Source organism: Bradyrhizobium sp. Crot121 (assembly GCF_059512385.1).
Map to the genome: position 1 here is coordinate 1 of NZ_JCAMOR010000174.1, position 4,662 is coordinate 4,662.

Below are 4,662 nucleotides of genomic sequence, written 5' to 3' on the forward strand. Positions count from 1 at the left end.
CTCCTTGTGGCGTTCGAATAACGACCACGTTTTAGCACGATGATGCTGTCGGAGCGGGCCGTTCCACCACATCAATCAGGATGAGAGCGTGTTAAATCCGGACGTCGCTTGACAACCGGACAGCTTGATGCCGGCTGTAAGGATATCGGGGACGTTAGCTCCGAAATCGCCTGTCGGGCTCCTTCGACGGCTCCCAAAACAGCCGTAGCGCCGGCTTCAGTTCCTCATGTGAGACACCATGATGCTCTGCGAACACGCCGATTGCGGACCTTCAATCGGCGAGTCGCATTTCAACCAGCTGCGCGCGCCCTGTTCAGTTGAAGCCGACATCGGCCCCTAGTCGGTCCTGTAAGGCCCGCCGATCGATGACGAGGTTGTTGAGGTTCAGGTCCGGCTGCCGTGTTGCCGCCAATCGCCTGACCAGCTCCCGGGTGCCGTCCAGGACAAAGACGCCGCAATCATAGCCGTTGCTCTGCTGTCTTATGGGGGCCTGTTGCGGGGTGGCGCGGAGCCGTCGTGCTAGCATCACTGCGAACCCGGTATTGGGTCCCGGCAGATAAGAGTCGTAATGATAGGCAACCGGATTTTCGCGATCACGTTGATCAACCAGCAGCAGCGACCAGTGACTGCCGCGCTCCTCTATCGCCGCGCCGGCATTGTTTACCGGCAGGAACAGGAAGTCGGCTGTATGATGGCTAAGCCACCCCAATGCCTGTTGCGCGACCTCGTTGGAGTCTGACCGCAACATTTGGGCTATCAGGGGATCCACGAACCGCGTCCGGGCGGCGAGATCCGGATTGCTTTCCTGCAACTGCTGCGTCAGGAGCTCATAGTCCCGCTGGATATGCTCGTCACCCAGCCACTGGATGGGGCCCAGCACGCGTCCGCTGCGGTCGCCGGAAGAGGCACCGGTAACCGAAGTGCCGATCTGGGCAGCCGGGGCGAGGGAGGGGCGGGGATGATGGACGAATTGCGCATCGCGGTCTCCTCGCGGCCCCAATGTGATCGAGTAGGTCTCACCGTTGATGGAGACCTGCCTTGGGCCGCTGAACTGGGTCGGCAGGACCCCATTGTTATCCAGGACATCGAGCAGTGAATCCGAGACCGGCCGGGAGCCATGCTGCCAATTCTTGCCGACGAGATGTCCTATATCCTCGAGCTCCTCAAGCACGCCTGATGGCCCGACGTAGAACGCGGGTCTACCCGCAGGGCTGATCACCGGCGCTGACTGAGCATCGTCACGCATCTCCTGCGGCGTGGACGGCAGATCAACGAAAGGGGCGAGACCGCGGTAGATGTCTGACGACCGAGCTGGCGCGTCTGATGGTCCGCTGAAGAATGGCGGTTTGGCGGCGGCGCCACCCACCGGTACTGACTGAGCATCGTCACGCAGCTCCTGCGGTGTGGACGGCAGACCAGTGAAAGAATCGAGATCGCGATAGACGTCTGAGGACCAAGCCGGCTCGCCCCTCGGCGTTGGAAAGTCGAAGTAGGACGGCGGTTGCACGGACCAGCTTGAGCTCGACCCAGCCGGCTCCTGCAAGCCGGCCTGCCCAAACGGGCCTACCATCGGCGGCCACTCACTTTCGGACGGCGGCGTCGGCAAATCTCGCATCCAGGACCAGGTTGAGTTCGAGCCAGCCGGTTCCTGCAAGTCGGCCTGCCCAAACGGGCCTACCGTTTGCTGAGGAAGGGATACACCCAACGCTTTGTTTGCCTCGACGAGTTGTAGGTAGTTCCGAAGCATCGTCAAATCTTTTTCATGCACCTTTGCCGAAGCTTTGGTCCTCCTGAAATTCTTAACATCTTCGTCCAACGCGTGCTGCTGCCCAGTCCCCCTGAGTCGGCCAACTATGCTGCTCCTATCCTCCCTTCGGAGCCAGTCACTGAAACCCCGAAGGCGGCTAGCCGTTTCGTGAAAAGGCTGCCTCTGCTCGGAAGTCGAGTCTCCAAGGTTACGCAGGGCTTGAACGAACATATTCTCGATGACGCCGGCGTCTTCGGGATGGGGGCTTAGGAGGCGGGGTCCCATGAGACGCGGGCCGGGCCCGATCTGTTGGATGTTTTCTTCCCCCGACCCAAGCCTCCGGAGATTCGTCAGCGACGAATGAAGACGGTTTTTAGGGTCGTTACCTTGCGCTTTATACTCATCGATATCGTCCGCCAGCGCCTCATCTCGAAAGCGGGGAGCCAATGGCTCCTTGTTGTTTTCACGGAGCCAGTTGGCGAATTTTTTTAAATGTACCAGATTGCGCTCAATCGTGGGTTCGTGAGCCCCGGCCTGCATGGCTGCTGCCTTGAACCTCTCCATGAGCGCCGTGTCTTCGGTAGGAGGGCCAGCCAAGCGCTGTTGTGGGTGAAGATTGAAATTTGCGGGGCGTCCCTCGGCTTTCGCGATGTGGAACTCCTGAAGCGCTGTCAACGCCGGATGGACATCTTTTTTGCCACCCTCCTCCACATAGCGTGTCGCAAGTCGTGTCAACTCATCAGGACGGTCAAGCAAGCTGGACAGCGTCAAGGTCTTGGCTCGAAGCCAGGTGTGGAATTTATACAGATTTCCCGCCCACCGACTAACAGTAGTGCGGCCGCCGCCGGCGGATTTGCCCGCCTCTTTGAACTCGGAAATAAGCCTCTCGTCATCTGTGATCTCAGCTGGCGGGAGATCGGCGTGCCGGAGATTTTCCAACGCCTCAATGATTTGATCTTTGATGTTTTTGCTTCCAGCGGGGTCCACGTCCTGCGCATAGTCCCGCGCATCGTCCTCCAACCCATGCTGGTTCAGCCGGTCGGCAATTGAACCTCTCTGGTGCTCGTTAAGCCAGGCACTGAAGTTGCGTAAATGAGATGCATGCCTCTGAGCGGTGTTGAACGTGCTGCTGCCGACGGACGCCCTCATAATCCTGGAAATAAGCACCGTGTCTGACTCAAAGGGCTCAATCGCGCGGCGCCGCTTGGCGAAATCCATGCGAAGCTCTGAATGGACCACCACGTACGACGCCGCGCCCCCAGACGACTTCTCGCGACGACTCCCCCCAAAGACTTTGCCGACCGCTGACTTAACACGCGACCACAGTCCCCGGCTTTTGCTGTTCTTCGTCCGGGCCGCAGGCTGCGCTTCCGACAGCGCGGTGTAGCGAGTGCTGCTGAACAGCCTGTCACGCAAGTCAGACCGCGATGCCTCCGCAGCCGAGCCGCCGAGGTGAGCGCGAGGGAGGTCTACGCTGTAGTGCGTGCTGCTGAACCAGTTATCCCGCAGGTTGGACCGCGATGGCACCGAACCCCCGACATTAGCGCGCTGGGTTCTTCCATGCGCCTGTGCAGCGTGATTATCAGCCGAACTAGCATCAGACGAACTAGGGTCACCGGAGCTCTCATCAGAGGACCTGAGTTGTAGCTCGGCCAGCTGCTGCTCAAAGCCCGCCGGATGTTCAGACATGTTGTCCGACTGTTGTCTCGCCCGCTGCTGCTTTTGCAGGGCCGCGTACTCCTGCATCCAACCGTCCGTATTAAGCCATCCAATATCGTTCGTTTCCACACTAATCTCCCTAGATGAGATAAATCTTCATGGCCAACCCAAAGCTAAGCTCGGATGCACGGGCCGCAGAGCATCCAACCTGAGAGAGGCAAAGGTCAAAGTCGACAACCAGAACAAAGCCACCGAACGGCAATCGTCGCACGACCCGGTCCGAGCGCCTTCAGCCTTACTGGTCGCCGCCTTGTCGGACGCAAGGCCCGACCGACATCACGCGTCGGGTCAGCTTACCCTGAGTGCTTCTTCCACACGCCGTCCGTCAGTTATGTAACGCTTGCGATTTGCATTCCGAGCAAGCCAAGAGCCCCTTTGAAGGCTTTGCGTTGGCCCGCCGTCCACGTCTCATGCTAGGAACGTTAGCTGTTGAGAAGCTGACGAGCCTCAGACGGATCCACAACGAGCCAACGGGCGACCGCGTTGATTTTTGCCGGAAGCTGGGCCTCGTTGGGCCGCTGCGTGTTCCAGACGATGGTGATCACCAATTCCAGGCCATCGTGATCACTCATTGAACGAACCCGCTACGCGGGAGTGGGGAGGAGCCTGCTGAACTGAGGTGTCCTGTCTGAGAGGATGTTGGTCTTCGCACCACCCCTCTCAAGACAGGAGACCCAGATGGCTACGATGAGCCCTCTTCGCCAACGCATGATCGAGGACATGACGGTCCGCAATCTGTCGCCGTCGACTCAGCAATCCTATATCTATGCGATCGCAAAGTTTAGCCGACCGGACCGGCTGAGTTTCGAGCAGGTCCGGCCTATCAACTGCATCTCATCGGCCAAAAGCGTTCGTGGTCCCACATCAATCAGGTGGCCTGCGCGCTGCGGTTCTTCTACGGCGTCACACTCGGGCAGACGGAAGCATTCGAGCGGATCATCGGTGGCCAGAAGCCCGACAAGCTCCCGCTCGTCCTTGGTGCCGAAGAGATCGAGCGCTTCCTGGACGCGGTTACAGGGATGCGCAATCGCGTCGTGCTGGCGACGGCTTATGCAGCGGGCTTATTCACTGGCTTCGAGATCGGCCAGCTCGAGATAGGCCCAGTCGTGCCAGCGCGGACTTTGGTCCCTCCGCCGGACGACAGGCGGCGCCAGGCCTTTTTGGGAAGGCTCCGCGCGATCGCGGCGGCGGTGCCG

General features: G+C 59.7%; 2 protein-coding genes and 1 pseudogene. All 3 read right to left on the reverse strand.

Annotated elements, in window-relative coordinates; translation table 11 throughout:
• Nucleotides 1-313: 313 nt before the first annotated feature.
• Entirely contained in the window at nt 314-3,535 is a 3,222-nt protein-coding gene (locus AC5ZGW_RS45385; RefSeq protein WP_245475197.1) for a Ulp1 family isopeptidase, read from the reverse strand.
• A 353-nt stretch (nt 3,536-3,888) separates the two neighbouring features.
• The gene (locus AC5ZGW_RS45390) at nt 3,889-4,038 is read right to left on the reverse strand and encodes a hypothetical protein (protein WP_155255602.1); all 150 of its coding nucleotides are present in this window, start codon (nt 4,036-4,038) and stop codon (nt 3,889-3,891) included.
• A 492-nt stretch (nt 4,039-4,530) separates the two neighbouring features.
• Nucleotides 4,531-4,662 (reverse strand): annotated as a pseudogene (locus tag AC5ZGW_RS45395) (IS701 family transposase); the annotation flags it as partial.